This window comes from Streptococcus sp. GMD3S, from assembly GCF_000298695.2.
Classification (GTDB): domain Bacteria; phylum Bacillota; class Bacilli; order Lactobacillales; family Streptococcaceae; genus Streptococcus.
The window spans coordinates 34,769-57,131 of sequence record NZ_AJRC02000004.1; the positions used below are offsets into that span (position 1 = coordinate 34,769).

Consider the following 22,363-nt stretch of genomic DNA (forward strand, 5'->3'; position numbering starts at 1 on the left):
TGGAATGTTAAATATTATTAAAGAATATAATAAAGATTTTACTACGGAAATGATAAAAGAATCATTTTTTGTAATTGATAATAATTGTTTGCTATTTCCACTGAAAGACTATGTTCTAGGAGAGAAAATAGTAGATTCATTCGATAAAATAAAAAAAGATGTATATATCCCATATGTAACACAAATTGAATATCTAGAAAATGAATTGAATATAATTAATGCAAGGAATGAAAAAGTAGAAAAGGCGAGGGAGATAATTAAAAATATTGAAAACTCGAATAAGTTGTTAGAGACAAGTATTAAAAATATTGTAAATAATAATCTTTTCAGTGATATAAATAAGTATAAAAAAGTTGACGACATGAAAACTATGTATAATCAAATTTCAAAATTTAAAGAGGATTACTTTGAAAGAATCAATAAATATACAGAAGAGTTGAAGGTTATAAATAATAAACTAATAGATGAAAAAAATAAGCTATTAAAAAAAGTTGATTGGAAAATATCAACTACGAGTGTCGATGAAATAAAGAGAGTAATTGAGAAATTCCTAGATGAGGTAAAGCTAGGATCAGACTACACTGATAATACTTTAAGTAGATATATAGAGAGGATAGATGCACGTTATAAGTTAAAAATATCTCCGGGATATGAAGATATTGTTGAGAAATCTAAAGAGACAATTTTTTTAGGTGGGAAATCAGTACCTAGATTTTATTCAGATGCTATTTTTTGGTTAGATGCGCTAGATTATATTAAGTGTAATCCAAATGTAGTTAAAGATAAGAAATATTTGATTGTTATTTCAAATGAAGGTAAACCAGATTGGGTTTTAGAGGGGAATAAAACAAAAATAAATTTGGATATGTATTCTGAATGTTGTCGAGAAACAGGTTTGATTGTTAAAAAAATAGATATTTGGACACTTTTAAAAGCAACTGGAGTAGCGGATGGAAGTTCAATTGAAACTTCTCGAAAAAATTATGATAATGAGAAATATGATTTTAGTTTATATGGACAAAATTATGTTGGAATAACACAGCAAGCTAAAATGATGGGAATTGTTTTTGAAAAAATTATTTCAAAAATTGATGGCTCGGATATCAGTATCCCGTGTGTCTTACCATTTGAAGATTCACTTAAAGAGATTAATACTACATTTGATAGATATATCATTGTAACAGATAAACTTGGAAAAGAATTTATAGTAGGAACATCTTTGAATTTTACTCAAAAACTTAGATATATTTTTGATTTGTTGGATGGAAGAGTTGAGAAAAGCGCTGGGCAATTAAGATTTATAGATAGTGAAGTCCAGAGTGATTGGGAAAAGATATGTTCTCAAAGAAAAAAATAAAATTGTCCCAAGTCATCGTGGTCGAAGGTCGCGATGATACGGCCAATCTCAAACGTTACTTTGATGTAGAGACCTATGAAACACGAGGTTCCGCAATAAATGACCAGGATATAGAACGCATTCAGCGCCTGCATGAATTGCATGGAGTCATTGTCTTTACAGATCCAGATTTTAATGGGGAACGGATTCGACGCATGATTATGACGGCCATTCCAACAGTGCAGCATGCTTTTCTCAAGCGAGATGAGGCTGTTCCCAAATCTAAGTCCAAGGGACGTTCTCTGGGAATCGAACATGCTAGCTATGAGGACCTGAAAACAGCGCTGGTTCAGGTGACAGAGCAATTTGAAAACGAGAACGAGTTTGACATCAGTCGTGGTGATTTGATTCGCCTAGGTTTCCTAGCGGGAGCAGACAGTCGTAGGCGCAGAGAGTATCTAGGCGAACAGCTTCGCATCGGCTATTCCAACGGCAAGCAACTCCTCAAGCGGTTGGAGTTATTTGGGGTAACCTTGGCAGAAGTGGAAGAAGTGATGGCTAAGTATTCAGACTAACGGAGTCAGGAATGAAAAAAGTAATTATTACGGGTGGCAATAGTGGTATTGGCTACCAGTCTGCTAAACAGTTGGCTGAAAAGGGCTGGTCGGTAACTCTCTTTTGTAGACGGAAAGAAGCTGCCGAGCAAGCTTGTGAGGAAATTCGTCAGCAGACAGGAAATCCATATGTAGATTATATCTTGGTTGATCTATCTAATATGAAGAGTGTCAGGAAAGCGGTAGAGAAGTATATCCAAAAAGAAGAGACTTTAGATATTTTAATTAACAATGCAGCTGACTTTGATTTGTCAGTCAAAAAGCCCATCCTGACTAAGGATGGTTTAGAAAAGCAATTTGCGACCAATGTTGTCGCCCCTTTCTTGCTGTCTATCTTGTTGAAAGGTTTGTTGGAAAAGTCTGAGACTGGTCGGATTATTAATATTTCTTCCCAAGGGCTGATGCTTTATCCTTTCATGAAGCTTGATTTTGAAAATTTAGCTGGTCAAAAACATTATAGCCCTGCCAAGACCTATTATCAGAATAAACTGGCCTTGTTGATGCTGTCGCTTTATATGCGGAAATGGTGGAAAGGTATCAAAATTCAGGCAATCCGTGTGACCAATGTCAGAGTTGATATGCGCCGCTATGATCACCTCAGCGCTTTTATGAAAAATCTTTATAAAATTAAGTCAAAATTTTCGATTAGTCCTGAAGAAATGGCCAAAGTCTACACAGCCTTATCTACAGAAGATGACCATGACGGTTTTCTGTATGACGAGAAATGCAGGGAAGTAAAAGCAAATAGAACTGCTTACGAAGAAGAGGGGCAAGCAAAACTCTATTCCTTACTTGAACAACTGACATTTTCAAGAGACAATCTATAAAGAATTAGAAAAATAAATTTTACGCTTACTTCAATAGTGGAAAGAAATTTAGATATCAAAATCTGTTTGGAGAGTTCTGAAAAGTGATAACAATAACCAGATAACCCGAAAATATAAGGGGAATGTGTTACAATAGAGGTACTTAGATTTATTTTGATAGCGTTAAAATAGAAACTTATAAGGACAGAACGAAATGAAAATCCGAGTTGACAGAGATTCTGTGTGTATTGGGGATGATGTATTGCCCCATGAGACAGAATTCGAGATTTCTGAAGATATGACGGTGAAAGAATTTTTTGACTTTCTAGAAAAGGAACGTTATTTGCCGTCTGTTCAAGGAAATAATGTGGCCTGGGAACTCCGTAATCGAAATGGGGAACACGGTGTTTATTTCACCAAAACACGAGAGATTATCCATCCAGATGCGGTCTTAAAAGAGATGTTGGAAGGAATTACTGAGACTCCCTTATTTGTTTTGCTCTATCATTATACCCCGGAAGCATACTATATTAGAAAAGAGAATAAATGAGAATTGCAGATTATAGCGTGACCAAGGCAGTACTGGAGCGTCACGGTTTTACCTTTAAAAAGTCCTTCGGGCAAAATTTCCTGACGGATACCAATATCCTTCAAAAAATCGTGGATACAGCTGAAATTGATGATCAGGTTAATGTTATCGAAATCGGGCCAGGGATTGGTGCCTTGACAGAATTTTTGGCTGAGCGTGCAGCTCAAGTCATGGCATTTGAAATCGACCACCGTTTGGTACCGATTTTAGCAGATACCCTGCGTGATTTTGACAATGTGACAGTAGTCAACGAGGACATTCTCAAAGTGGATTTGGCGCAGCATATCCAGAGTTTCAAAAATCCAGACCTACCAATCAAGGTAGTAGCCAACTTGCCCTACTATATTACGACGCCTATTCTCATGCACTTGATTGAAAGTGGCATTCCTTTTAGTGAGTTTGTCGTTATGATGCAAAAAGAAGTGGCGGATCGTATCTCCGCACAGCCAAATACTAAGGCTTACGGTAGCTTGTCGATTGCGGTGCAGTATTATATGACAGCTAAGGTTGCCTTCATCGTGCCTCGTACGGTCTTTGTGCCAGCGCCAAACGTAGACTCAGCTATCCTGAAAATGGTGCGTCGTCCAGAGCCTGCTGTAGCAGTAAAAGATGAACAATTTTTCTTTAAAGTTTCCAAGGCTAGTTTCACTCATCGTCGCAAGACCTTGTGGAATAACTTAACAGGCTACTTTGGCAAGACTGATGAAGTCAAGGAAAAGTTGACCAAGGCTTTGGATCAGGCAGGCTTGTCTCCATCTGTGCGTGGGGAAGCACTTAGCTTGGAAGAATTTGCCAGTCTGGCAGATGCGCTTAAAGGACAAGGGCTCTAAGATGCAAGGACAAATTATTAAAGCCTTGGCAGGCTTCTACTATGTAGAGAGTGATGGCCAAGTCTATCAGACGCGCGCGCGTGGGAATTTCCGTAAAAAAGGCCACACGCCCTACGTTGGGGACTGGGTAGATTTCTCTGCAGAGGAAAATTCCGAAGGTTATATCCTCAAAATTCACGAACGGAAAAATAGCCTGGTCCGTCCGCCTATTGTCAATATTGACCAAGCTGTGGTGATCATGTCCGTCAAGGAACCGGACTTCAACAGCAACTTGTTGGATCGGTTCTTGGTTCTTCTGGAACACAAGGGCATCCATCCCATCGTCTATATTTCCAAAATGGACTTGCTGGAAGATAGAGGAGAACTGGATTTTTATCAGCAGACCTATCGTACTATTGGTTATGACTTTGTGACCAGTAAGGAAGAGCTCTTACCTCTGTTGACAGGAAAAGTGACGGTCTTTATGGGGCAGACAGGTGTGGGAAAATCAACCCTTCTCAATAAAATCGCACCGGACCTCAATCTTGAAACAGGAGAAATTTCAGACAGTCTAGGTCGTGGTCGCCATACCACTCGGGCTGTTAGTTTTTACAATCTCAATGGTGGTAAAATCGCAGATACGCCAGGATTTTCATCGCTGGATTATGAAGTGACAACGGCGGAAGACCTCAATCAGGCCTTCCCAGAGATTGCCAGTGTCAGTCGAGACTGTAAATTCCGTACTTGTACCCATACCCATGAGCCGTCTTGCGCTGTCAAGCCTGCAGTGGAAGAAGGCATCATTGCCAGCTTCCGTTTTGACAATTACCTCCAATTCCTCAGTGAGATTGAAAATCGCAGAGAAACCTATAAAAAAGTCAGCAAAAAAATTCCAAAATAAGGAGAAACCTATGTCTCAATACAAGATTGCTCCGTCAATTCTGGCAGCAGATTATGCCAACTTTGAACGTGAAATCAAACGTCTAGAAGCAACTGGTGCAGAATATGCCCATATCGATATCATGGATGGTCACTTTGTACCACAAATCAGTTTTGGTGCAGGTGTGGTCGAAGCTCTTCGTCCTCATAGCAAGATGGTCTTTGACTGCCACTTGATGGTCTCTAATCCTGAACATCATATAGAAGACTTTGCGCGTGCAGGTGCAGATATCATCAGCATTCATGTCGAAGCAACGCCTCATATCCATGGTGCTCTTCAAAAGATTCGTTCTCTAGGGGTCAAACCTTCGGTCGTTATCAATCCTGGTACTCCGGTTGAAGCTATCAAACACGTGCTTCATCTAGTTGATCAAGTCTTGGTCATGACGGTTAACCCTGGCTTCGGCGGGCAAGCCTTTCTACCTGAAACCATGGATAAGATTCGTGAGTTGGTTGCCCTTCGTGAGGAAAAAGGTTTGAACTTTGAAATTGAGGTCGATGGCGGTATTGATGACCAGACCATTTCTCAGGCTAAAAAAGCTGGTGCGACCGTTTTTGTAGCAGGATCCTATGTCTTTAAGGGAGATGTCAATGAGCGAGTACAAACTCTCAGAAAACAACTGGACTAGGGTTGCCGTTTTTGCAGGCGGAGACCGTGGTCATTATCGGACGGATTTTGACTGCTTTGTCGGTGTGGATCGCGGTTCGCTCTGGGTTTTGGAAGAAGATCTGCCTCTGGCTCTAGCAGTTGGGGATTTTGATTCGGTGACTGCAGACGAACGTCAGTTGATTCAAAAATGTGCCCAACATTTTGTTCAAGCCCAGCCAGAAAAGGATGATACAGATCTGGAATTGGCTCTCTTGACCATCTTTGAGCAAAATTCTCAGGCTCAGGTGACTATTTTTGGGGCTTTGGGTGGTCGAATTGACCATATGCTGGCTAATGTCTTTCTGCCTAGCAATCCCAAGTTGGCACCCTATATGCGCCAGATAGCGATTGAGGATGGGCAAAATGTGATTATCTATTGTCCAGAAGGGACCAGTCAGCTAGAGCCTCGTTCAGACTATGACTATCTAGCCTTTATTCCGGTTCGGGATAGTCAGTTGACCATTATCGGAGCCAAGTATGAGTTGACAGAGGAAAATTTTTTCTTCAAAAAAGTGTACGCTTCTAACGAATATATAGATAGGGAAGTTTCGGTAACTTGCCCAGATGGCTATGTCGTCGTGCTGCATAGCAAGGACAGGAGGTAGGATGGAGACTGTATTACTACTATTATTAATTGCCAACCTAGCTGGGCTCTTTCTCATTTGGCAGAGGCAGGATAAGCAAGACAAATATCTAGTCAAGAGTTTGGAAGACCAGGCAGACAATCTTTCAGATCAATTAGATTACCGCTTTGAACAAGCCAGGCAAGCCAGCCAGCTAGATCAAAAAGACTTGGAAGTGGCTGTCAGTGACCGCTTGCAGGAAGTACGAATGGAATTGCATCAAGGCTTGACTCAAGTCCGTCAAGAAATGACAGATAATCTCCTCCAAACCAGAGACAAGACCGACCAACGTCTCCAAGCCTTGCAGGAATCAAATGAGCAACGCCTAGAACAAATGCGCCAAACAGTCGAGGAAAAACTAGAAAAGACCTTGCAGACGCGTTTGCAGGCTTCCTTTGAGACAGTTTCCAAACAACTGGAGTCTGTCAATCGTGGTCTTGGAGAAATGCAGACGGTTGCCCGTGATGTCGGAGCCCTCAACAAGGTTCTCTCAGGAACTAAAACGCGAGGTATTCTGGGTGAATTGCAACTGGGGCAAATCATCGAAGACATCATGACGCCTGCCCAGTACGAACGAGAATATGCAACGGTTGAAAACTCCAGTGAACGAGTGGAATACGCCATCAAGTTACCTGGACAAGGCGACCGGGAATACGTCTATCTACCAATTGACTCCAAGTTTCCACTGGCAGATTATTACCGCCTAGAAGAAGCCTATGAAGCAGGTGATAAGGACGAGATTGAACGCTGTCGTAGATCTCTCTTGACAAGCGTTAAGCGTTTCGCCAAGGATATCAAGAGCAAGTATATAGCGCCGCCTCGGACGACCAATTTTGGAGTTTTGTTTGTTCCAACAGAAGGACTTTACTCAGAAATCGTCCGCAATCCTGTCTTCTTTGATGATTTGAGACGGGAGGAGCAGATTATTGTCGCAGGTCCAAGTACCTTGTCGGCCCTGCTTAACTCCCTATCAGTTGGCTTCAAAACTCTCAATATCCAAAAGAGTGCTGATCATATCAGCAAGACCCTAGCTAGTGTCAAGACCGAGTTTGGTAAGTTCGGAGGCATTCTGGTCAAGGCACAAAAGCATCTTCAACATGCCTCTGGCAATATTGATGAATTATTAAACCGTCGCACCACAGCTATTGAGCGGACGCTCCGTCACATTGAGTTATCAGAAGGTGAGCCTGCGCTTGATCTACTCCATTTCCAAGAAGATGAGGAAGAATATGAAGATTAGTCACATGAAAAAAGATGAGCTGTTTGAAGGTTTTTACCTGATCAAATCAGCTGACCTGAGACAGACACGAGCTGGGAAAAACTACCTAGCCTTTACCTTCCAAGACGATAGTGGCGAGATTGAAGGAAAACTCTGGGATGCTCAGCCTCATAACGTTGAGGCCTTTACCGCAGGGAAAGTGGTCCACATGCAGGGGCGCAGAGAAGTTTATAATAATACTCCTCAAGTCAATCAAATTACTCTCCGCCTGCCTCAACCTGGCGAACCCAACGATCCAGCTGATTTCAAGGTCAAGTCACCAGTCGATATCAAGGAAATCCGTGACTACATGTCGCAAATGATTTTCAAAATTGAAAATCCTGTCTGGCAACGTATCGTTCGCAGTCTCTACACCAAGTATGATAAGGAATTCTACTCCTATCCAGCTGCTAAGACCAACCACCACGCCTTTGAAACGGGTTTGGCCTATCATACAGCAACCATGGTGCGCTTGGCAGATGCCATTAGTGAGATTTATCCTCAGCTCAACAAGAGCCTCCTCTATGCGGGAATTATGTTGCATGACTTGGCCAAGGTTATTGAGTTGACGGGACCAGACCAGACGGAGTACACAGTTCGAGGCAATCTCCTTGGGCATATCGCTCTCATCGATAGTGAAATTACCAAGACAGTCATGGAACTAGGTATCGATGATACTAGAGAAGAAGTGGTGCTACTGCGCCATGTCATCCTCAGTCACCATGGCTTGCTGGAGTATGGAAGTCCAGTCCGTCCACGCATTATGGAAGCAGAGATTATCCATATGATTGACAATCTAGATGCCAGCATGATGATGATGTCAACAGCTCTAGCTTTGGTGGATAAAGGAGAGATGACCAACAAAATCTTCGCCATGGACAATCGTTCCTTCTATAAACCAGATTTAGATTAATAATTTAAGAAAAACGAGCATTTTTTACGCAATAATGTTCGTTTTTTTATGTGAATGTGGTATAATGGATAAAATATCAAAATTAAATGGAATGGTAAATAAAAATGAAATTAAGAAGAAGTGATCGGATGGTTGTCATTTCCAACTATTTGATTAATAATCCATACAAACTAACCAGTCTCAATACCTTTGCGGAAAAGTACGAATCAGCTAAATCATCTATCTCAGAGGACATCGTGATTATCAAGCGTGCTTTTGAAGAAATCGAAATCGGCCATATCCAGACAGTGACTGGAGCAGGTGGTGGCGTTATCTTTACACCATCCATCTCTAGCCATGAAGCTAAAGAAATGATCGCAGACTTGCGTGATAAGCTTTCAGAAAGCGACCGTATCTTGCCAGGTGGCTACATCTACCTGTCTGATTTGCTTAGTACGCCTGCCATTTTGAAAAATATTGGTCGTATCATTGCCAAGAGTTTTATGGACCAAAAAATCGATGCCGTTATGACAGTAGCAACAAAGGGTGTTCCGCTTGCAAATGCAGTTGCCAATGTCCTCAACGTTCCTTTTGTTATCGTGCGTCGTGATTTGAAAATTACTGAAGGTTCAACAGTCAGCGTCAACTATGTATCAGGATCAAGTGGCGACCGCATTGAGAAAATGTTCCTTTCAAAACGCAGTCTCAAGGCAGGCAGTCGTGTCTTGATCGTGGATGACTTCTTGAAAGGCGGCGGAACGGTCAACGGGATGATTAGTCTCTTGCGTGAGTTTGATTCAGAGTTGGCTGGTGTTGCAGTCTTTGCAGACAATGCCCAAGAAGAACGTGAAAAGCAGTTTGATTACAAGTCACTCTTGAAAGTAACCAATATTGATGTCAAGAACCAATCCATCGATGTCGAGATTGGCAATATCTTTGACGAAGACAAATAAGAGATAGAACTAAAGGTTGGAACGATTGTCCCAGCCTTTCTTTGCAAACAGAATAGAAGGATGCTTATGAAAACACCATTTATCAGCCGAGAAGATTTGGAAACGATTGTTGCAGAGTTCCCGACTCCCTTTCACTTATATGATGAGAAGGGAATTCGCGAAAAAGCAAGAGCGGTCAACGAGGCCTTTTCCTGGAACGAGGGCTTTAAGGAATATTTTGCAGTCAAGGCCACCCCAACACCAGCCATCTTGAAAATCCTCAAAGAGGAAGGCTGTGGTGTGGACTGTTCCAGTTATGTGGAGCTCCTGATGAGCCATAAACTTGGATTTGCAGGTCCTGAGATCATGTTCTCATCAAACAATACACCAGACCAAGAGTATGCTTATGCGCGTGAATTGGGTGCAACCATTAACTTGGATGCCTTTGAAGACATTGCGCATCTGGAGCGAGCAGCAGGCATTCCAGAAATCATCTCTTGTCGTTACAATCCAGGAGGAGTCTTTGAATTAGGAACAGACATCATGGATAATCCTGGAGAGGCTAAGTTTGGGATGACCAAGGATCAACTCTTTGAAGCCTTTGCTGTTTTGAAGGAAAAAGGAGCTAGGACTTTTGGGATTCATTCCTTCCTAGCATCCAATACCGTCACCCATCTCTACTATCCAGAGTTGGCCCGCCAGCTCTTTGAATTAGCTGTGGAAATCAAAGAAAAATTGGGCATTTCACTAGACTTTATCAATCTTTCCGGCGGTATTGGTGTCAACTATCGCCCAGACCAGGAGCCAAATGATATCGCTGTGATTGGTGAGGGAGTTCGTAAGGTTTATGAGGAAGTCCTTACGCCAGCAGGTCTTGGTCAGGTTAAGATTTTCACCGAATTAGGCCGCTTTATGTTGGCACCTCATGGAGCTCTTGTCACAAGAGTCACTCATAAGAAAAAAACTTACCGTACCTATCTAGGTGTGGATGCATCAGCAGTCAACCTCATGCGCCCCGCCATGTATGGAGCCTACCACCATATCAGCAATCTGACCCATCCAGACGGACCAGTTGAGGTGGTAGATGTGGTTGGTTCACTCTGTGAAAACAATGATAAATTTGCAGTGAACCGCGAACTACCTCATACAGAAATCGGTGATTTACTGGTGATTCATGATACAGGTGCACATGGATTCTCCATGGGTTACCAGTACAATGCCAAACTACGCTCGGCAGAAATTCTCTATACCGAAGAAGGAAAAGCCCGCCAAATCCGCCGTGCAGAGCGTCCTGAGGACTATTTTGCAACCTTGTATGGTTTTGATTTTGAATCGGATCAGTAAAAGAAATTGAAAATGAAAGTGAAAAACAGATTGCTTTCTAAAAAATAGACAAAAAACCTTGTTTTTCATCTTACTCGTGATATAATAAAACTATAAAACGGTTTCAAGGAAGGTGACGATATGTCTGAAGAAACAATTGACTATGGACAAGTGACAGGAATGGTGCATTCGACAGAGAGTTTTGGGGCGGTAGATGGCCCTGGGATTCGTTTCATTGTCTTTTTGCAGGGTTGTCACATGCGTTGCCAGTACTGTCATAACCCTGATACATGGGCTATGGAGACCAATAAATCACGCGAACGGACAGTAGACGATGTCTTGGCAGAAGCCCTTCGCTACCGTGGTTTCTGGGGAGACAAGGGAGGAATCACTGTTAGTGGTGGAGAAGCCCTCTTACAGATTGATTTCCTAATTGCCCTCTTTACCAAGGCCAAAGAAAAAGGAATCCACTGTACCTTGGATACCTGTGCCCTTCCATTCCGTAATAAACCGCGTTATCTCGAAAAGTTTAATAAACTCATGGCGGTGACAGACTTGGTTCTCCTAGATATCAAGGAAATCAACGAAGAACAGCACAAGATTGTCACAAGTCAAACCAATAAAAACATCTTGGCTTGTGCCCAGTACCTATCAGATATTGGGAAGCCTGTTTGGATTCGCCACGTGCTGGTTCCAGGTTTGACGGACAGAGATGAGGACTTGATCGAACTCGGTAAGTTTGTCAAGACCCTTAAAAATGTTGACAAGTTTGAAATTCTACCTTATCACACGATGGGTGAGTTCAAGTGGCGTGAACTTGGAATTCCTTATTCGCTCGAAGGGGTTAAACCTCCAACAGCAGACCGTGTCAAGAATGCCAAGGAATTGATGGATACAGAAAGCTACCAAGACTACATGAAACGTGTTCATGGATAAAAAAGAAGCCTGATGGAGACATCGGGCTTTTGTGATGCAAAAAGACTTAGCCTTTCAGCTAAGCTTTTTCTTATTTTTTAGAATGTTGTTTACCAGCATTGCGTTTTTTATGTTTCTTATTGGTCATGATCGCAGTTGCTTGGTTTGGAGTGACATCTTTGCGTCCGCCTCCAGTTGAAAATGAACTTGCTTTTGGTGGATTCTTGGCAAATTCTTCACGAACTTTTTTGCGAAGTTTTGGACGAACAACATAGTTAACGATGAACTGTTGGAGAATCATCATGAAACCACCGACAACCCAGTAAAGCGTCACACTGGCTGGTGCGAAGAGGGAGAAGACGACAATCATGAGTGGACTCACGTAAATCATTCTTTTTAGTTGATCTCTTTGCATCTCGTCTTCTACTCCATGAAGTGAGAGGAGTGATTGGAGATAGTAGAGGATACCAGCGAAAGCGACAAGGAGCAGACTTGGTGAACCAAGATCGATACCCAAGAAGGTAGAGCTAGCTACTCCATCAGTGTATTGGGCTGCAAAGTAGATAGCAGAGAAGAAAGGCATTTGAATGAGGATAGGGAAACATCCTACTCCACCGAACACACTGATGCCATGTTCTTTCTGAGCATCCCAGAGAGCTTGTTGCGCTTCTAGTTTTTCTTCCTGAGTTGTTGCTTCTTTGAGGCGTGTTTGATGTGGCTCAAGGACATGTTTGAGGGCATTCATCTTTTCAGAGTGAAGCGTTGCCTTCCATGATTGGTAGATACCAAGTGGCAAGATAATCAAACGTACGATAATGGTTACGATAATGATAGCCACACCAAAGCCTAGACCTTTATCAGTAGCGAAGTACTTGATAGCTTCAGCCATAGGTGCTCCGATGGTATTCCAAATCAATCCTGTGGGTTGTCCTGTTGCTTTGTCTACTTGGACACAGCCTGTCAAGACGAGTAGCAAAGCCACTCCCATAGCAGAGAGGGCAAAACGTTTAATAGATTTCAATGTTTTCATTCCTTCTTTAAAAATTATACCTTTCTATTCTACTGTTTTTTTGTAAAATATACAATAGTTCTAGAGACCTAATTTGCGACTTTGAAGTCCGAATAGGATGAAAAGTTGCTCATTTGTACATCTAGATAGGTAACTTTTGAAAAAGGTGTCGGACCTTTTCGGATTTCTTGGATAAATTTTGCCATAGTGGCAGAGGAGTCTGCCTGAGCAAGAATTTCCACTGTGCCATCGTCGTTATTCCAGACACGACCAGTGATGCCACCGATTTCAAGAGCTAAAGTACAAACACCCCAGCGAAAACCAACACCCTGCACCCTGCCTTGGGCAATCATTCTAACCTTTTGCATACCAAACCCCTTTGATTGTGTTATAATATTTCTATGACTATTATAACCTCAAAAGCCAATTCTGTGGTAAAAAATGCCAAGAAATTACATCAAAAAAAATATCGAAAGTCTGCTTATTTGATTGAGGGCTGGCACTTGTTTGAAGAAGCTGTTCAAGCAGGAGTGACGATTGAAAAGGTCTTTGCCCTAGAAAGTTACCGAGATCAGCTAGCTGCTTTTCCTCAAACTATCTGGGTTTCAGAGGAGATTTTGCTGGATTTGGCAGATACGCAAACTCCTCAAGGGATTGTTGCAGTGATTCAAAAAGAAGAAGTGGGTCTGCCCGATCTTCGTCGGGGAAAGTTTTTATTTTTAGAAGATGTCCAAGATCCTGGGAACGTAGGTACCATGATTCGGACTGCGGATGCTGCAGGTTTTACAGGGGTTATTGTCTCAGACAAGTCAGCAGATATCTACAGTCTCAAGACCCTGCGATCCATGCAAGGAAGTCATTTTCATTTGCCCATCTATCGGATGTCTCTTGCTTCCTTTGTAGAAGAGGCAAAGAAGAGCAATTTGTCCATTCTAGCAACGACCTTATCCAAAGAATCCAAGGACTATCGTGAGCTTTCTCCCTTAGAAAACTTTGCTTTAGTCATGGGAAATGAAGGACAGGGGATTAGTTCTGTTATGGCTGAGAGTGCTGATCAGCTGGTTCACATTGGCATGAAAGGCCGAGCAGAAAGTCTCAACGTAGCAGTTGCAGCAGGCATTTTGATGTTTTATTTCAGCTAATTTATAAAATCTTTGTTATAATCAAGACATATTTATAGAAAAAGGAGAATCAGAATGAATCAAACGATTATTCAAGAACGTTCAGGTCTCAATCAATTTTACGCTAAGGTCTATGCTTTTGTAGGACTTGGGATTGGTCTATCGGCTCTCGTGTCAGCTTTGATGTTGACAGTCTTTCAGGCCCAATTGGTCTACTTTTTAATGCATGGCCGTCTCTGGTTGATGATTGCAACTTTTGCAGAACTTGCTCTAGTCTTTGTTGCAAGTAGCATGGCTGCAAAAAATAGCCCAGCAGCTCTCCCAGTATTTTTAGTTTATTCTGTTTTAAATGGATTTACGCTCAGTTTTGTCGTAGCCTTCTATACACCTGGGACCGTCTTATCAGCCTTTGTATCCAGCGCCCTTCTCTTCTTTGTCATGGCGGCAATCGGAATTTTCACTAAGAAAGATTTGAGTGGAATGGGACGAGCTTTGATGGCAGCGCTTGTTGGTCTCATCATTGCCATGGTTGTGAATCTATTTTTAGCCAATAGTTTCTTTGACTACATGATTAGTATTGCCATGGTCTTGGTCTTCTCAGGTTTGATTGCTTGGGACAACCAAAAGATTCGCTATGTTTACGAGCAGTCGCGAGGACAAGTAGCGACAGGTTGGGTCATCTCGATGGCGCTCAGCATCTATCTAGACTTTATCAACCTCTTCCTTAGCATCTTACGTATCTTTGGTCGAAACGATTAATGAATGTCAGAGTCAGTGTTCAAAAGAGCACTGACTTTTTCTTATTTACTCTTTTCTTTTCTTGGAAATAGGTGTATAATGCTTTTAACTAATTTTTGAGGAGCTGTTTATGAAGAAAAGTTTTATTCATCAACAAGAAGAAATTTCCTTTGTCAAAAACACTTTTACCCAGTATTTGAAAGATAAGTTAGAAGTTGTTGAAGTTCAAGGTCCTATCTTGAGCAAGGTCGGAGATGGGATGCAGGACAACCTGTCAGGTGTCGAAAATCCAGTATCTGTCAAGGTTTTGCAGATTCCAGATGAAACCTATGAAGTCGTTCACTCACTTGCCAAATGGAAACGCCACACCTTAGCTCGCTTTGGTTTTGGTGAAGGTGAAGGTCTGTTTGTTCATATGAAGGCCCTTCGTCCAGACGAAGATTCGCTCGATGCGACTCACTCTGTTTATGTGGACCAGTGGGATTGGGAGAAGGTTATCCCAAATGGTCAACGCAATATCGCCTATCTCAAAGAAACTGTTGAAAAGATTTACAAGGCTATTCGTCTGACAGAGCTAGCAGTAGAAGCTCGCTATGATATCGAATCGATCTTGCCAAAACAAATCACCTTTATCCATACAGAAGAGTTGGTAGAACGTTACCCAGACTTGACACCAAAAGAGCGTGAAAATGCGATCTGTAAAGAGTTTGGTGCAGTCTTCTTGATTGGTATCGGTGGCGAGTTGCCTGATGGCAAACCTCATGACGGCCGCGCACCTGACTACGATGACTGGACAACAGAGTCTGAAAATGGCTACAAGGGGTTGAATGGCGATATTCTCGTTTGGAACGAATCTCTTGGTTGTGCCTTTGAACTTTCATCAATGGGGATTCGGGTAGATGAGGATACCCTTCGTCGCCAAGTGGCTCTTACAGGAGACGAAGATCGTCTTGAGCTGGAATGGCATAAAGCTCTGCTTAACGGCCTTTTCCCACTGACAATTGGTGGAGGTATCGGACAGTCTCGGATGGCCATGTTCCTTCTTCGTAAGAAACACATCGGAGAGGTTCAGACCAGTGTTTGGCCTCAAGAAGTTCGCGATACTTACGAAAATATTTTGTAGAGAATCGAACCGCAAGGTTCGGTTTTCTTTCTCTTTTTGCCTATAATTTGGTATAATAAACGGTATGAAAATCGTATCAGGAATCTACGGAGGGCGTCCCCTCAAGACGCTAGAAGGCAAGACGACGAGGCCGACATCAGATAAGGTGCGTGGAGCTATCTTTAACATGATAGGTCCCTATTTTGAGGGTGGTCGTGTCTTGGATCTCTATGCTGGCAGTGGTGGTCTGTCTATTGAAGCTGTGTCAAGAGGGATGTCTCATGCTGTCTTAGTGGAACGGGATCGAAAGGCACAAGCTATCATCGCTGAAAATATCCAAATGACCAAGGAAGTTTCCAAATTTCAGCTCTTAAAGATGGAGGCTGAACGGGCCTTGGAGCAAGTGAAAGGTCCCTTTGACCTGGTCTTTTTGGACCCGCCCTATGCCAAGGAACAAATCGTTGCAGATATCGAAAAAATGGCAGAAAGAAACCTTTTCTCCGAAGAGGTCATGGTTGTCTGCGAAACCGATAAGTCTGTGGAACTTCCAGAAGAAATCGCCTGCTTAGGCATCTGGAAGGAAAAAATATATGGGATTAGTAAGGTGACAGTCTATGTCAGATAAAATTGGATTATTTACAGGATCATTTGATCCGATGACAAATGGACATCTGGATATCATTGAACGTGCCAGCAAACTCTTTAATAAGCTCTATGTCGGGGTTTTCTACAATCCCCATAAACAAGGTTTTCTCCCTGTTGAAAATCGCAAACGAGCAGTCGAAAAATCTGTGGCGCATTTAGATAATGTAGAGGTCCTGGCTTCTCACGACCAATTAGTCGTCGATGTTGCAAGGAGACTGGGGGCCAAAACCCTTGTCCGTGGCTTGCGAAATGCCACCGACTTGCAATATGAGGCTAGTTTTGACTACTACAATCATCAACTGGCTCCAGAAATCGAAACCATTTACCTATATAGTCGCCCAGAGCATCTTTATATTAGCTCTTCGGCCGTGAGAGAACTTCTGAAGTTTGGTCAGGAGATTCAGCAATATGTCCCAAACAGTGTTGTGGAGGAATTAGAACATGAAGAAAAAAACTAGATGGCCCTTATATGTCATCCTAGCACTAGTATTGACTTTTTTAGCCTTTGTAGTACCTTTACCATACTACATAGAAGTTCCAGGTGGAGCGGAAGATATTCGTCGCGTTTTGAAAGTCAATGAAACAGAAGACACAGAAGCAGGAGCTTACCAGTTTGTAACAGTCGGCATTCGACACGCAACCCTGTCGCATCTTGTCTATGCTTGGTTAACACCTTTCACGGATATTAGAAGTGCCAAGGAGACTACGGGTGGCTCTACGGATGCGGAATTTATGCGGATCAATCAGTTCTACATGCAAACTTCTCAAAACATGGCCAAGTATCAAGGACTGAAGACGGCTGGCAAGGATATCGAACTCAAGTACCTGGGAGTTTATGTCTTAACTGTGACGGACAATTCAACTTTTAAGGGCATTCTGAACATTGCAGACACCGTGACGGCTGTTAATGACAAAACATTTGATAGTTCAAAAGACTTGGTCGACTATGTTAATTCTCAACAATTAGGGGATACGGTCAAGGTAACCTATGAAGAAGACGGAAAAGTCAAGTCTGCTGAAGGTAAAATTATCACTCTCGAAAACGGGAAAAACGGGATTGGGATTGGTTTGATTGACCGTACGGAAGTGACCAGTGATGTTCCCATTCGCTTTTCAACAGCTGGTATCGGCGGGCCAAGCGCCGGTCTCATGTTTAGCCTAGCTATTTACACCCAGATAGCAGATCCAGGACTTCGTAATGGTCGCGTCGTTGCGGGAACGGGAACCATTGATCGCGATGGAAATGTTGGCGACATCGGTGGAATTGACAAAAAAGTAGTTGCAGCCTCTCGTCAGGGAGCCAACATCTTTTTTGCTCCTGACAATCCAGTCACTGAGGAAGCAAAAAAAGCAGATCCCAATTCGAAAAGCAACTATGAAACAGCCCTAGAAGCTGCTAAAACGATCAAAACAGAGATGAAAATCGTTCCCGTTAAGACCTTGCAGGATGCGATTGATTACCTTAAAAACAATCCCTAATTCGTAGAAAAATTGAAAACTAGCGCGCAAGCGGATAAGATGGTATAATAGTCAAATGGTTCAATTATTATTCACTCTAAGTAGTCATATACTCTTTATTTATTTGAGTTTTTACCTTTTGAAGGATCTTGTGAGATGGGAAAAGGTTTTAAAAGTAACCGCTACTAACACAAAAAAGGTTCGTTTGTTGGTAGGCTTCTTTAGTATGGTAATGGGGTACATCTTGAGTTCATTCTTTATCAGTTTGTACCAACTGTGGCAAGAAGCGCTTAGAGGACTATTATAAAATCAAAAGTAAAGGAAACAACTATGGAAAAAATTGTGGTTCAAGGCGGAGATAATCGTCTGGTCGGGAGTGTAACGATCGAGGGAGCAAAGAATGCAGTCTTACCTTTGTTGGCAGCGACTATTCTAGCAAGCAAGGGGAAGACAGTCTTGCAGAACGTCCCAATCTTGTCAGATGTTTTCACCATGAATCAAGTAGTTCGTGGTCTGAATGCCAAGGTGGACTTTGATGAGGAAGCTCATGTTGTCGAGGTTGATGCGACTGGTGATATCACGGAGGAAGCTCCATACAAGTATGTCAGCAAGATGCGCGCATCGATCGTTGTCTTGGGGCCAATCCTTGCTCGTGTAGGACATGCCAAAGTTTCTATGCCAGGGGGATGTACCATCGGGAGTCGTCCAATCGACCTCCACCTCAAAGGTTTGGAAGCTATGGGGGCAAAGATCACCCAGACAGCTGGTTACATCGAAGCTAAGGCAGAACGCCTGCATGGCGCTCATATCTACATGGACTTTCCTAGTGTTGGTGCAACACAAAACCTGATGATGGCAGCGACTCTAGCTGATGGTGTGACGGTCATTGAAAATGCTGCGCGTGAGCCGGAAATTGTTGACCTCGCTATTCTCCTTAATGAAATGGGAGCCAAGGTCAAGGGAGCTGGTACTGAAACAATCACAGTAACTGGTGTCGAGGAACTCCATGGTACGACTCACAGTGTCGTACAGGACCGTATCGAAGCCGGAACCTTTATGGTGGCTGCAGCTATGACAGGTGGGGATGTTCTCGTTCGTGATGCAGTCTGGGAACACAATCGCCCCTTAATCTCAAAACTACTTGAAATGGGTGTTGAAGTGACAGAGGAATCTGAGGGTATTCGTGTTCGTTCTCAACTTGAAAATCTCAAGGCTGTTCATGTAAAAACCTTGCCACATCCAGGATTTCCAACAGATATGCAGGCACAATTTACAGCTCTGATGACAGTCGCAAAAGGGGAATCCACCATGGTGGAAACGGTGTTTGAGAATCGCTTCCAACACTTGGAGGAAATGCGCCGTATGGGCTTGCATTCAGAGATTATCCGTGACACAGCTCGTATTGTAGGGGGGCAGGCTTTACAGGGGGCAGAAGTTTTATCAACGGACCTTCGCGCTAGTGCTGCTTTGATTTTGACAGGTTTGGTGGCGCAAGGAGAAACAGTTGTCGGTAAACTAGTCCACCTTGATAGAGGTTATTACCGCTTCCATGAGAAGCTAGCTCAGTTAGGAGCGAAGATTCAGCGAATCGAGGCAAATGATGAAGAAGAATAAAAACTTACGCTATGTACTCCGTCGTTTATTGCTGATTTTTATCGTACTATTGCTAGGCTTTCTGGCTTTAGGAATCGGCTTGATGGTAGGCTATGGAATCCTAGGAAAGGGACAGGATCCATGGGCTATCTTGTCTCCAGCAAAGTGGCAGGAATTGATTAGCAAATTTACAGGAAATTAGACTGGGAGACCAGTCTTTTTCTAAAGAAATAAGGAGAAAAATGGACAAAAAAACAAGACAAGCTCTGATAGGATTACTTCTATTCTTACTCTTGGCTGCTGGAAGCTACTACATCAAGCAGATGCAGTCAGTACCAAATAGCCCTAGAACCAAGGTTAGTCAGAAAAAACAAGCTTCAGAAGCACCCAGTCAGGAGCTAGCTGAAAGTGTCTTAACTGAGTCAATCAAAAATCAAATCAAGGGGGGGCTCGAGTGGAATGGAGCAGGGGCCTTCATTGTCAATGGCAATAAAACCAATCTAGATGCCAAGGTTTCTAGCAAACCCTATGCGGATAATAAGACAAAGATAGTTGGAAAAGAAACAGTCCCGACTGTTGCCAATGCCATCTTATCCAAAGCGACTCGGCAGTATAAGAACCGTGAAGAAACAGGCAACGGCTCAACCTCCTGGACGCCACCAGGATGGCATCAGGTCAAGAATCTAAAGGGAGCCTATACACACGCAGTAGATAGGGGGCACTTATTGGGTTATGCCTTGATAGGTGGGTTAGATGGCTTTGATGCTTCTACCAGCAATCCCAAGAACATTGCAGTTCAGACAGCTTGGGCCAACCAGGCTCAGGCTGAAGATTCGACAGGGCAGAACTACTATGAGAGTTTGGTCAGAAAAGCCTTGGACCAGAATAAGAGAGTCCGTTATCGGGTAACTCTCCACTATGCTACAAATGAGGACCTAGTTCCATCGGCTTCACAAATTGAAGCCAAGTCTTCGGATGGCGAATTGGAATTCAACGTCCTGATTCCAAATGTTCAAAAGGGAATCCAGCTTGATTACCAAACGGGTCAAGTAACAGTGACGGATTAGAAACAATAGATACAATAAAAAAACAGCTCCTTTGTCTTCTAGAGGCAGGGGAGTTGTTCTTTAAATGAAAAATAATGTGAATCCTGATCGATTTTATGATATAATGGAACACAAGATACTATTTTAGGAGAAGGACTATGGAAGACCCGAGCAGTCAGAATTTGTTGCTACAGTTTGTATTGTTATTTATCTTGACCTTGTTAAATGCTTTTTTCTCAGCCACTGAAATGGCGATGGTGTCACTAAACCGTTCCCGAGTGGAACAAAAGGCAGAAGAGGGAGACAAACGTTACATTCGTTTGTTAAAGGTACTTGAAAATCCTAACCACTTTTTATCAACAATTCAAGTTGGTATCACGTTAATTACCATCTTGTCAGGGGCTAGTTTAGCAGACACTCTAGGACGCGAAATCGCATCTTGGATAGGAAATAGTGAAACAGCTTACGCTATTGCAAGTTTTCTATCTTTAGCGTTTTTGACCTATATTTCTATTGTTTTTGGGGAACTCTATCCCAAGAGAATCGCTCTAAATCTGAAAGATACCTTGGCCATCCGAACCGCACCAGTCATTATTGGCTTGGGGAAAATTGTCAGTCCCTTTGTCTGGTTGTTATCTGCTTCAACCAATCTCTTGAGTCGTTTAACGCCAATGACCTTTGATGATGCGGATGAAAAAATGACTCGAGATGAAATTGAGTACATGTTGACCAAAAGTGAGGAAACTTTGGATGCAGACGAAATCGAGATGTTACAAGGGATCTTCTCTCTAGATGAGCTGATGGCGAGAGAAGTCATGGTTCCTCGGACAGATGCCTTTATGGTGGATATTCAGGATGATAGTCAAACCATTATCCAAAGTATTCTAAAGCAAAATTTCTCACGTATCCCTGTTTATGATGGGGATAAGGACAATGTGATTGGTTTGATTCATACCAAGCGTTTGCTAAACGCTGCCTATGCAGATGGCTTTGAAAATATTGTCTGGAAGAAGATCTTACAAGATCCACTCTTTGTTCCTGAAACTATTTTTGTGGATGACTTGCTAAAAGAATTGCGAAATACCCAAAGACAAATGGCCATTTTGCTCGATGAATATGGTGGTATGGCTGGTTTGGTAACTCTGGAAGATCTTTTAGAAGAGATTGTCGGTGAGATTGATGACGAGACCGATAGGGCAGAAATCGAAGTCCATCAAATCGGTGAGGACACCTATATTGCACAGGGAACCATGAATCTTAACGACTTCAATAACTACTTTGGTGTCGAACTAGAAAGCGATGATGTGGATACCATCGCCGGTTATTATTTGACGGGTGTTGGAACGATTCCAACAACTGAGAAAATCAGTTATGAACTGGTCAGTCAAAACAAACAAATTGTCCTGACCAATGATAAGGTGAAAAATGGACGTGTTACCAAGGTAAAAGTTCAAATCACAGAACTAGAACCTGAAGAAGAAACAGAATAAAGCAGTGACTTGAGTCACTGCTTTATATTTCCCCAAATCCGCCCCAAAAGTTTTTCGAAGTTATCCGTATTTATCTGAAGAAAAAATAAAAAAAGCCCGTTTTTCGGGCTTTTCATTCGGTTAATTCCTGTTAATTCAGGTACTGAAAGGCGGTAGACGGATTTGAACCGACGATCAAGCTTTTGCAGAGCCGTGCCTTACCACTTGGCTATACCGCCTCAACGTTTATTATTATACCTTGAAAATCATTTCCCGTCAATAGTTTCTTATTCTAAAATCCAATTTAAGAAAACAGATGATGATCGAAGAAGTGAGAAAAAGCTTTTAAAAATCCTCTTCTGAAGAAGATCAGACTAGAAAGTATTTCTTGCAGAAACAAACAAAGAATGCAAGAATTTTGACAAATAGAAGTTTTTTGAGGAAATGCGCCTAAATATTCTGAAAATTCGTTTACTTTTTAAAAAATATATGTTATA

At 42.3% G+C, this 22,363-nt stretch carries 26 protein-coding genes and 1 tRNA gene; 24 read left to right on the forward strand and 3 right to left on the reverse strand.

The genetic code is table 11. From position 1 onward, the window contains the following. The first annotated feature begins 4 nt into the window (after nucleotides 1–4). From GMD3S_RS0202860 to pflA, 13 genes are all read left to right on the forward strand, one after another. Entirely contained in the window at nucleotides 5–1,357 is a 1,353-nt protein-coding gene (locus tag GMD3S_RS0202860; protein ID WP_000932025.1) for a PIN-like domain-containing protein, read from the forward strand. Continuing rightward, on the forward strand, nucleotides 1,336–1,911 hold the full coding sequence (gene rnmV / locus GMD3S_RS0202865) for a ribonuclease M5 (RefSeq protein WP_000491759.1): 576 nt from the start codon (nucleotides 1,336–1,338) through the stop codon (nucleotides 1,909–1,911). Before GMD3S_RS0202860 ends, rnmV begins: the two co-directional genes overlap by 22 nt. Before the next feature lie 11 nt (nucleotides 1,912–1,922). Then, nucleotides 1,923–2,777: an SDR family NAD(P)-dependent oxidoreductase gene (locus tag GMD3S_RS0202870; protein ID WP_000755762.1), complete on the forward strand. Its 855-nt coding sequence runs from the start codon at nucleotides 1,923–1,925 to the stop codon at nucleotides 2,775–2,777. Nucleotides 2,778–2,970: 193 nt separating this feature from the next. Beyond that, nucleotides 2,971–3,306, forward strand: a complete 336-nt coding sequence (locus GMD3S_RS0202875; protein ID WP_000702740.1) for a hypothetical protein — start codon at nucleotides 2,971–2,973, stop codon at nucleotides 3,304–3,306. Further along, nucleotides 3,303–4,175, forward strand: coding sequence for a 16S rRNA (adenine(1518)-N(6)/adenine(1519)-N(6))-dimethyltransferase RsmA (rsmA, locus tag GMD3S_RS0202880; protein WP_001216874.1), 873 nt, complete (start codon nucleotides 3,303–3,305; stop codon nucleotides 4,173–4,175). The genes GMD3S_RS0202875 and rsmA overlap by 4 nt, the downstream gene beginning before the upstream one ends. Before the next feature lies 1 nt (nucleotide 4,176). Further along, nucleotides 4,177–5,055 (forward strand): ribosome small subunit-dependent GTPase A, encoded by an 879-nt coding sequence (gene rsgA / locus GMD3S_RS0202885; RefSeq protein ID WP_008276660.1) that lies wholly within the window; start codon nucleotides 4,177–4,179, stop codon nucleotides 5,053–5,055. Between the two features lie 10 nt (nucleotides 5,056–5,065). After that, nucleotides 5,066–5,722 carry a ribulose-phosphate 3-epimerase gene (rpe, locus tag GMD3S_RS0202890; protein WP_000084999.1) on the forward strand — a complete coding sequence of 219 codons (657 nt, stop codon included), beginning with the start codon at nucleotides 5,066–5,068 and terminating at the stop codon, nucleotides 5,720–5,722. Beyond that, nucleotides 5,685–6,347 (forward strand): thiamine diphosphokinase, encoded by a 663-nt coding sequence (locus GMD3S_RS0202895; protein ID WP_000006125.1) that lies wholly within the window; start codon nucleotides 5,685–5,687, stop codon nucleotides 6,345–6,347. The genes rpe and GMD3S_RS0202895 overlap by 38 nt, the downstream gene beginning before the upstream one ends. Before the next feature lies 1 nt (nucleotide 6,348). After that, nucleotides 6,349–7,605, forward strand: a complete 1,257-nt coding sequence (rmuC, locus tag GMD3S_RS0202900) for a DNA recombination protein RmuC (RefSeq protein WP_000450910.1) — start codon at nucleotides 6,349–6,351, stop codon at nucleotides 7,603–7,605. Continuing rightward, the gene (locus GMD3S_RS0202905; RefSeq protein WP_000703203.1) at nucleotides 7,595–8,536 is read left to right on the forward strand and encodes a 3'-5' exoribonuclease YhaM family protein; all 942 of its coding nucleotides are present in this window, start codon (nucleotides 7,595–7,597) and stop codon (nucleotides 8,534–8,536) included. Before rmuC ends, GMD3S_RS0202905 begins: the two co-directional genes overlap by 11 nt. 104 nt (nucleotides 8,537–8,640) lie before the next feature. Further along, nucleotides 8,641–9,468, forward strand: coding sequence for a pur operon repressor (gene purR, locus GMD3S_RS0202910; protein ID WP_002874197.1), 828 nt, complete (start codon nucleotides 8,641–8,643; stop codon nucleotides 9,466–9,468). A 66-nt stretch (nucleotides 9,469–9,534) separates the two neighbouring features. Further along, on the forward strand, nucleotides 9,535–10,791 hold the full coding sequence (locus GMD3S_RS0202915; RefSeq protein WP_000856538.1) for a diaminopimelate decarboxylase: 1,257 nt from the start codon (nucleotides 9,535–9,537) through the stop codon (nucleotides 10,789–10,791). Nucleotides 10,792–10,911: 120 nt separating this feature from the next. Next, nucleotides 10,912–11,706 carry a pyruvate formate-lyase-activating protein gene (pflA, locus tag GMD3S_RS0202920; protein ID WP_001288275.1) on the forward strand — a complete coding sequence of 265 codons (795 nt, stop codon included), beginning with the start codon at nucleotides 10,912–10,914 and terminating at the stop codon, nucleotides 11,704–11,706. Between the two features lie 70 nt (nucleotides 11,707–11,776). On the opposite strand, the gene yidC is transcribed toward pflA, so the two are convergent. Both yidC and GMD3S_RS0202930 read right to left on the reverse strand, forming a co-directional pair. Then, nucleotides 11,777–12,706, reverse strand: coding sequence for a membrane protein insertase YidC (gene yidC / locus GMD3S_RS0202925; RefSeq protein ID WP_008276647.1), 930 nt, complete (start codon nucleotides 12,704–12,706; stop codon nucleotides 11,777–11,779). Nucleotides 12,707–12,783: 77 nt separating this feature from the next. Beyond that, on the reverse strand, nucleotides 12,784–13,062 hold the full coding sequence (locus GMD3S_RS0202930) for an acylphosphatase (RefSeq protein WP_001174608.1): 279 nt from the start codon (nucleotides 13,060–13,062) through the stop codon (nucleotides 12,784–12,786). A 33-nt stretch (nucleotides 13,063–13,095) separates the two neighbouring features. Between GMD3S_RS0202930 and GMD3S_RS0202935 the strand changes: the two genes are divergently transcribed. The 11 genes from GMD3S_RS0202935 to GMD3S_RS0202980 all read left to right on the forward strand — a co-directional run bounded on the left by GMD3S_RS0202935 (nucleotide 13,096) and on the right by GMD3S_RS0202980 (nucleotide 21,887). Further along, on the forward strand, nucleotides 13,096–13,836 hold the full coding sequence (locus GMD3S_RS0202935) for a TrmH family RNA methyltransferase (protein WP_008276644.1): 741 nt from the start codon (nucleotides 13,096–13,098) through the stop codon (nucleotides 13,834–13,836). Nucleotides 13,837–13,890: 54 nt separating this feature from the next. After that, entirely contained in the window at nucleotides 13,891–14,574 is a 684-nt protein-coding gene (locus tag GMD3S_RS0202940) for a Bax inhibitor-1/YccA family protein (protein WP_001076863.1), read from the forward strand. Nucleotides 14,575–14,683: 109 nt separating this feature from the next. Continuing rightward, complete coding sequence (asnA, locus tag GMD3S_RS0202945) at nucleotides 14,684–15,676, forward strand: aspartate--ammonia ligase (protein ID WP_000747998.1); 993 nt, start codon at nucleotides 14,684–14,686, stop codon at nucleotides 15,674–15,676. Between the two features lie 64 nt (nucleotides 15,677–15,740). Further along, nucleotides 15,741–16,280 carry a 16S rRNA (guanine(966)-N(2))-methyltransferase RsmD gene (rsmD, locus tag GMD3S_RS0202950; RefSeq protein WP_000706943.1) on the forward strand — a complete coding sequence of 180 codons (540 nt, stop codon included), beginning with the start codon at nucleotides 15,741–15,743 and terminating at the stop codon, nucleotides 16,278–16,280. Beyond that, the gene (coaD, locus tag GMD3S_RS0202955) at nucleotides 16,270–16,758 is read left to right on the forward strand and encodes a pantetheine-phosphate adenylyltransferase (protein ID WP_001280722.1); all 489 of its coding nucleotides are present in this window, start codon (nucleotides 16,270–16,272) and stop codon (nucleotides 16,756–16,758) included. The genes rsmD and coaD overlap by 11 nt, the downstream gene beginning before the upstream one ends. Beyond that, on the forward strand, nucleotides 16,742–17,779 hold the full coding sequence (locus GMD3S_RS0202960; protein WP_000730773.1) for a SepM family pheromone-processing serine protease: 1,038 nt from the start codon (nucleotides 16,742–16,744) through the stop codon (nucleotides 17,777–17,779). The genes coaD and GMD3S_RS0202960 overlap by 17 nt, the downstream gene beginning before the upstream one ends. Nucleotides 17,780–17,834: 55 nt before the next feature. Continuing rightward, nucleotides 17,835–18,065: a DUF1146 family protein gene (locus tag GMD3S_RS10635; protein ID WP_008276638.1), complete on the forward strand. Its 231-nt coding sequence runs from the start codon at nucleotides 17,835–17,837 to the stop codon at nucleotides 18,063–18,065. Nucleotides 18,066–18,088: 23 nt separating this feature from the next. Further along, nucleotides 18,089–19,372, forward strand: coding sequence for a UDP-N-acetylglucosamine 1-carboxyvinyltransferase (gene murA / locus GMD3S_RS0202965; protein WP_000411920.1), 1,284 nt, complete (start codon nucleotides 18,089–18,091; stop codon nucleotides 19,370–19,372). Beyond that, entirely contained in the window at nucleotides 19,359–19,553 is a 195-nt protein-coding gene (locus GMD3S_RS0202970; RefSeq protein ID WP_000739701.1) for a DNA-directed RNA polymerase subunit beta, read from the forward strand. Before murA ends, GMD3S_RS0202970 begins: the two co-directional genes overlap by 14 nt. A 40-nt stretch (nucleotides 19,554–19,593) precedes the next feature. Continuing rightward, nucleotides 19,594–20,418, forward strand: coding sequence for a DNA/RNA non-specific endonuclease (locus GMD3S_RS0202975; protein WP_000359005.1), 825 nt, complete (start codon nucleotides 19,594–19,596; stop codon nucleotides 20,416–20,418). A 137-nt stretch (nucleotides 20,419–20,555) separates the two neighbouring features. After that, entirely contained in the window at nucleotides 20,556–21,887 is a 1,332-nt protein-coding gene (locus GMD3S_RS0202980) for a hemolysin family protein (protein WP_000390014.1), read from the forward strand. 147 nt (nucleotides 21,888–22,034) lie between these two features. Here GMD3S_RS0202980 and GMD3S_RS0202990 read toward each other — a convergent pair. Continuing rightward, nucleotides 22,035–22,105, reverse strand: a tRNA-Cys gene (locus GMD3S_RS0202990). Between the last annotated feature and the right edge of the window lie 258 nt (nucleotides 22,106–22,363).

Excerpts from the sequence above, each read along its gene's own strand:
- GMD3S_RS0202860 (WP_000932025.1), top strand. The coding sequence starts at position 5 with ATGTTAAATATTATTAAAGAATATAATAAAGATTTTACTACGGAAATG.
- rnmV (WP_000491759.1), top strand. The coding sequence starts at position 1,336 with ATGTTCTCAAAGAAAAAAATAAAATTGTCCCAAGTCATCGTGGTCGAA.
- GMD3S_RS0202870 (WP_000755762.1), top strand. The coding sequence starts at position 1,923 with ATGAAAAAAGTAATTATTACGGGTGGCAATAGTGGTATTGGCTACCAG.
- GMD3S_RS0202875 (WP_000702740.1), top strand. The coding sequence starts at position 2,971 with ATGAAAATCCGAGTTGACAGAGATTCTGTGTGTATTGGGGATGATGTA.
- rsmA (WP_001216874.1), top strand. The coding sequence starts at position 3,303 with ATGAGAATTGCAGATTATAGCGTGACCAAGGCAGTACTGGAGCGTCAC.
- rsgA (WP_008276660.1), top strand. The coding sequence starts at position 4,177 with ATGCAAGGACAAATTATTAAAGCCTTGGCAGGCTTCTACTATGTAGAG.
- rpe (WP_000084999.1), top strand. The coding sequence starts at position 5,066 with ATGTCTCAATACAAGATTGCTCCGTCAATTCTGGCAGCAGATTATGCC.
- GMD3S_RS0202895 (WP_000006125.1), top strand. The coding sequence starts at position 5,685 with ATGAGCGAGTACAAACTCTCAGAAAACAACTGGACTAGGGTTGCCGTT.
- rmuC (WP_000450910.1), top strand. The coding sequence starts at position 6,349 with ATGGAGACTGTATTACTACTATTATTAATTGCCAACCTAGCTGGGCTC.
- GMD3S_RS0202905 (WP_000703203.1), top strand. The coding sequence starts at position 7,595 with ATGAAGATTAGTCACATGAAAAAAGATGAGCTGTTTGAAGGTTTTTAC.
- purR (WP_002874197.1), top strand. The coding sequence starts at position 8,641 with ATGAAATTAAGAAGAAGTGATCGGATGGTTGTCATTTCCAACTATTTG.
- GMD3S_RS0202915 (WP_000856538.1), top strand. The coding sequence starts at position 9,535 with ATGAAAACACCATTTATCAGCCGAGAAGATTTGGAAACGATTGTTGCA.
- pflA (WP_001288275.1), top strand. The coding sequence starts at position 10,912 with ATGTCTGAAGAAACAATTGACTATGGACAAGTGACAGGAATGGTGCAT.
- GMD3S_RS0202930 (WP_001174608.1), bottom strand. The coding sequence starts at position 13,062 with ATGCAAAAGGTTAGAATGATTGCCCAAGGCAGGGTGCAGGGTGTTGGT.
- GMD3S_RS0202935 (WP_008276644.1), top strand. The coding sequence starts at position 13,096 with ATGACTATTATAACCTCAAAAGCCAATTCTGTGGTAAAAAATGCCAAG.
- GMD3S_RS0202940 (WP_001076863.1), top strand. The coding sequence starts at position 13,891 with ATGAATCAAACGATTATTCAAGAACGTTCAGGTCTCAATCAATTTTAC.
- asnA (WP_000747998.1), top strand. The coding sequence starts at position 14,684 with ATGAAGAAAAGTTTTATTCATCAACAAGAAGAAATTTCCTTTGTCAAA.
- rsmD (WP_000706943.1), top strand. The coding sequence starts at position 15,741 with ATGAAAATCGTATCAGGAATCTACGGAGGGCGTCCCCTCAAGACGCTA.
- coaD (WP_001280722.1), top strand. The coding sequence starts at position 16,270 with ATGTCAGATAAAATTGGATTATTTACAGGATCATTTGATCCGATGACA.
- GMD3S_RS0202960 (WP_000730773.1), top strand. The coding sequence starts at position 16,742 with ATGAAGAAAAAAACTAGATGGCCCTTATATGTCATCCTAGCACTAGTA.
- GMD3S_RS10635 (WP_008276638.1), top strand. The coding sequence starts at position 17,835 with ATGGTTCAATTATTATTCACTCTAAGTAGTCATATACTCTTTATTTAT.
- murA (WP_000411920.1), top strand. The coding sequence starts at position 18,089 with ATGGAAAAAATTGTGGTTCAAGGCGGAGATAATCGTCTGGTCGGGAGT.
- GMD3S_RS0202970 (WP_000739701.1), top strand. The coding sequence starts at position 19,359 with ATGAAGAAGAATAAAAACTTACGCTATGTACTCCGTCGTTTATTGCTG.
- GMD3S_RS0202975 (WP_000359005.1), top strand. The coding sequence starts at position 19,594 with ATGGACAAAAAAACAAGACAAGCTCTGATAGGATTACTTCTATTCTTA.
- GMD3S_RS0202980 (WP_000390014.1), top strand. The coding sequence starts at position 20,556 with ATGGAAGACCCGAGCAGTCAGAATTTGTTGCTACAGTTTGTATTGTTA.